This window comes from Halochromatium sp. (genome assembly GCF_046541315.1).
Taxonomy (GTDB): domain Bacteria; phylum Pseudomonadota; class Gammaproteobacteria; order Chromatiales; family Chromatiaceae; genus Lamprobacter.
The window spans coordinates 1-4,050 of sequence record NZ_JBKHDN010000228.1; the positions used below are offsets into that span (position 1 = coordinate 1).

Annotated in this window: 6 protein-coding genes; 4 read left to right on the top strand and 2 right to left on the bottom strand. The window is 66.3% G+C overall.

Annotation, left to right across the window (positions count from 1 at the left end):
* Together ACLFQI_RS12155 and ACLFQI_RS12160 are read right to left on the bottom strand one after the other, a co-directional pair.
* Window positions 1-788, bottom strand: a 788-nt coding sequence (locus ACLFQI_RS12155) for a nitrilase-related carbon-nitrogen hydrolase (RefSeq protein ID WP_410759691.1), incomplete at its 3' end; no start/stop codon positions are given.
* Window positions 781-1,005: a hypothetical protein gene (locus ACLFQI_RS12160; RefSeq protein ID WP_410759693.1), complete on the bottom strand. Its 225-nt coding sequence runs from the start codon at window positions 1,003-1,005 to the stop codon at window positions 781-783. The genes ACLFQI_RS12160 and ACLFQI_RS12155, both read right to left, overlap by 8 nt.
* A gap of 271 nt (window positions 1,006-1,276) precedes the next feature.
* Between ACLFQI_RS12160 and ACLFQI_RS12165 the strand changes: the two genes are divergently transcribed.
* The 4 genes from ACLFQI_RS12165 to ACLFQI_RS12180 form a co-directional block, all read left to right on the top strand.
* Window positions 1,277-1,693, top strand: coding sequence for a type IV pilin protein (locus ACLFQI_RS12165; protein WP_410759695.1), 417 nt, complete (start codon window positions 1,277-1,279; stop codon window positions 1,691-1,693).
* A gap of 67 nt (window positions 1,694-1,760) precedes the next feature.
* Window positions 1,761-2,327, top strand: a complete 567-nt coding sequence (locus ACLFQI_RS12170; RefSeq protein ID WP_410759697.1) for a GspH/FimT family pseudopilin — start codon at window positions 1,761-1,763, stop codon at window positions 2,325-2,327.
* 50 nt (window positions 2,328-2,377) lie between these two features.
* Complete coding sequence (locus ACLFQI_RS12175) at window positions 2,378-3,178, top strand: prepilin-type N-terminal cleavage/methylation domain-containing protein (protein ID WP_410759699.1); 801 nt, start codon at window positions 2,378-2,380, stop codon at window positions 3,176-3,178.
* A gap of 119 nt (window positions 3,179-3,297) precedes the next feature.
* On the top strand, window positions 3,298-4,050 hold a 753-nt coding region (locus ACLFQI_RS12180; protein WP_410759701.1), incomplete at its 3' end, for a pilus assembly PilX N-terminal domain-containing protein.

Consider the following 4,050-nt stretch of genomic DNA (forward strand, 5'->3'; position numbering starts at 1 on the left):
GGGCCGGCTGGGGTCTCGGCAGGCGAGCTGACCGGCAGGCTGGCGGCGGAGCTGGTGGGCAGGCTGGCGGGCAAACTGGCGGCGGTAGGCCGCGTAGTCGGGTGGTCGACAACGGGCGTCGGCTCGAAGCCGACCCGATTGCAGGCCAGCAGCGGCAGGCCATTGGCGATCGCATGGCCGCGCTGCACGGTCATCCAGGCATCGAGCTGGCGCGCCTGTTCTTGCCCGTCGTCGCGCGGATCCCAGCCGATCGCGGTCGGATAGAGCAGCAGCTCGGCGCCGGCCAAGGCCATCAGCCGCGCCGCTTCCGGGAACCACTGATCCCAGCAGACCAGCACCCCCAGGCGGCCAACCGCGGTGTCGATCGGCTCGAACCCGAGATCGCCAGGGGTGAAGTAGAACTTCTCATGGAAGCCGGGATCATCCGGGATGTGCATCTTTCGATACAGGCCGGCGAAGCGGCCATCGGCATCCAGCACCACGGCGGTGTTGTGGTAGACCCCGGGTGCGCGGCGCTCGAACACCGAGCCGACGATGACCAAGCCGAGTTCGGCTGCCAGCGCGCCGAGGCGCTCGGTGGTCGCTCCCGGCACCGGCTCGGCGCTGTCGAAGCGCGCACAGTCCTCGCGCTGGCAGAAGTAATCGCCATTGTGCAATTCCTGCAAGAGCACGAGTCGACAGCCAGCAGCCTTGGCCGCGCGACAGGCGCGCGCGAGGGCCTCCCAGGTGGCTTGCGGGTTGGCGCGAACCTGGTGTTGGACGAGGGCGGCCTTGATCGCATCAGCCATTCTTTTTGGTCTGCCTGTCAAGCAAGAGCTGCAACACCAAACCGATGGGCCCAAGGACCACGATCACCAGAAACACGACCTGCCCGATGAATCCTATTTTGCCGCTTTTCGTCATTTTTCGGACCGCCCAAAAGGCCGAAACGATTCCCATGAATAGCCAAATCCCGATCAGCCAAACCATAAGCTGCTCACCATCATGCATGTGTGTTGTCGCCAAGGTCCACTCAAGGCCCAATCAAAGACGCGGCGACCGCTTGGCATTCCAGCCGCAGGGTCGGCGCCATCCCGATGCACGGCTTGCACCCAGGCCGTCGCGATCATAAGATTCAGCCAGCGCTCGGCAGGCAGCGGGGACGACGCTGCCGATCCCTATCATTGCGCAACCGCGCGGACGAAGGCACGGGCTGGCTATGATCGCACATCGACAGCGCAGCGCCCACGCGCGCCCGATTCTATCCGGCCCCCGCAGGGTTGGACCCGGATGCGCGGTGCATGACGGCACCGCCCGGGCTGGCGCGCGCCGCCACTTCGGCTTCACCCTGATCGAACTGATGGTCGTGCTCGGCATCGTCGGCGTACTCGCCATGCTGGCCTATCCGAGCTATCGCAGCTATGCGATCAGCGCGCGGCGCGTGCAGGCGCAGACCGGGTTGTTCGAGCTGCAACAGGCGCTCGAACGCCATCGCCTGCGGCATCCGAGCTATGCCGATTGCCTGAGCGACGGCGACTGCGTGCTGCCCGACACGGATGATTACGCGTTCAGCATCCGCAGCGCCGAGACCACCGCCTATGTCATCGAGGCCGAGGCCAAGGCGACCGGCGCACAGGCGGCGGATCGCGCGTGCGCCTTGCTGACCCTGGATCAGAACAATGTCAAGACGCCGGCCGACTGCTGGCTGAAGTGAACCCGATGGCAGGCGCGAGGCGACGCCATCGGCCAAGAGACCGCGCGGGATGCGCGGGCCTGTCGCGATGACACGCGAGAGGCGATGCCATGGGCCACGACGCCGCCCCGGCTGCGCGGGCCTGTCGCTGATCGAGCTGCTCGTCACCATGAGTCTGCTGGCGATCCTGCTGGCCGTCGGTATCCCGTCCTTCCAGGAGAGCCAGGAGCGGGCGCGCTTGCGCAATAGCGCCGAGGCGATCTACTCGCTGCTCCAATTCGCGCGCTCGGAGGCGATCAAACAGTATCGCGATCTCTTCGTCGTGGTCAGCGCGGGCGGGGCCGGGCCGGCGGGCGACGGCTGGTGCCTGGCGATCGCCAACGATCACGACTGCGATTGCTCGGTGGCGGGCGCATGCCAGTATGGCGGGGAGGATCGCCAAGAGCACAGCCTCGTCGGCGCCGACTTTCCAGGGGTCGCCGTGGACTCGAACCGGGCGTCCTATCGTTTCGAGCGCAAGCTCGGCAAATGTTCCACCGCCGGCACCCTGACGCTCAGCGGGGCGGATGCGTCGCGCATCCGCATCCGGGTGGCCCCGCTCGGGCGGGTGGCGCTGTGCTCGGACGATGTCCTCGGGCTGCCCGAATGTCCATGATCCGCCGCCGGCCGGGAGCGCCGATGCTCCAGTGCCGATCGGGAATGGCGATGAACCGGCACGCTCGGCCGGGAATCCGCAGGAGCCAACGCTGGCCGGGCCGGCAATCGGGGTTGTCCCTGGTCGAGGTCATGATCGGGCTGACGGTGGGCTTGCTGATCATGCTCTCGGCATTGACCCTGTACACGGTCAATCTGCGCTATGCCGTCGATCTGCTGGGCGCGGCGCGCTTGAATGCCGAGTTGCGCGCGGCCATGGACATGATGGTCACCGATATCCGGCGCGCCGGTTTCGGTGGCCAGGCGTTCACGGAACCTCATTTCTCCGATCTGGAGCTGTATGAAGACGGCTCCTGCCTCGTCTTCACCTATGATGCCAACCAGGATGGGGTGTTGCGGCAGAAGGCCGATGACGCCAGCGGCTCCTACGAGCTGTTCGGCTTCAAGGTCGACGACCATCTCCTCAAGGTGCGGCAGGGCGGTGGCGATCTGTCGGCGTGCAACAGCGGCGGACAGTGGCACGGCTTGACCGATCCGGCGACTGTCCGCATCGCGCGTGAAGGGCCGGTGTTTTCGCTCGATGTCCAGTGTCTTCGCACCGATACCGGCGAGCGCGCCGAGGGGCAACGCTGCCGGCCGGGGTTTGCGCTCTACGAGGCGGCCAGCGCGGAAGCGGCGGGGACCGACGTGGACACCGGCCCTCTTCCGATCAGGCTCGTCGAGATCCGGCTGGTCCATATCGATCTCGAAGGCTCGCTGACCCGCGATCCAACGATTCGCGCGCGGCGGTCGCAAGCGGTGTTGGTGCGCAATCATCGGGTCGTGAACCTACCGATCTCGGCGTCGGATTGAGCGAAACGGATCGCCATTCGCCATGACTCGCGGAGACGAACATCTCGTCGAATCTGGCTTTTGGGTCAGTGTTGTTCGGCGATCAGGGCGAGCGGTCATACAGTCGTTGAGTCAGCATCATGAAGCACTGCCAACCGCGCCAGCAACAACAACCGCGCTCGCGTGCCCGCGTCAGCACCCGTGCCCGACTCCATGCCCGATTCTATGCCCGAACTCGCAACGACCACCCGCGTCTCCAAACCGGGGCCACGACGCTCGCGGTCACGGTGTTGGTGTTGTGTTTGGCCTCGCTCCTGTCGATCGGCGTATCGCGCACCACGCAGATGGATCAGCGCATGGCGGCAAACCAACAGCGCGCGCGCCAGGCGTTTTTGGCTGCGGAGGCCGGCATGGCGCATGCGCTGTCCTTACTCGCCGAGCGCGACGCGTCCTCGGCCCGCTTGCTCGGGATCGATCGCGCTCAACGCGGCATCGCCGATGAGATCGCGCCGTTACCGGATCGGGTCACTGGCGCCTACCGGGTGGCCTATTGCAATCCGGAGGATTCCGCGTCGCACTCGATCAACTGCCCCGATGCGCCGGGATCGCCGACCTGCGACCGGCTGGATGCGGAGGCGATCCTAACCGCGGAGGCGGACGGCACCCCGGAGGCGACCGAAGCACGGTATCTGCGGACACCGCTGATCGTCGCGTGCGGGTGGAGCGATGACGAGATCGCGCGGCATCTGATCGTGCAGGCCACGCAGGCGATGCCGAAGGTCGGCAAGGACGTGAAGAGCGCGGCGAAGGAGAACGCGGTGCTCCACGATGACATTGGCGCAGGCACGGAAGCAGGCGCAGGCACATTTACAAGCACCGGCACCGGCACAAGT

Bases quoted from the DNA above. Each gene is read 5' to 3' on its own strand.
- ACLFQI_RS12170 (WP_410759697.1), top strand. From the start codon at position 1,761: ATGACACGCGAGAGGCGATGCCATGGGCCACGACGCCGCCCCGGCTGC.
- ACLFQI_RS12175 (WP_410759699.1), top strand. From the start codon at position 2,378: ATGAACCGGCACGCTCGGCCGGGAATCCGCAGGAGCCAACGCTGGCCG.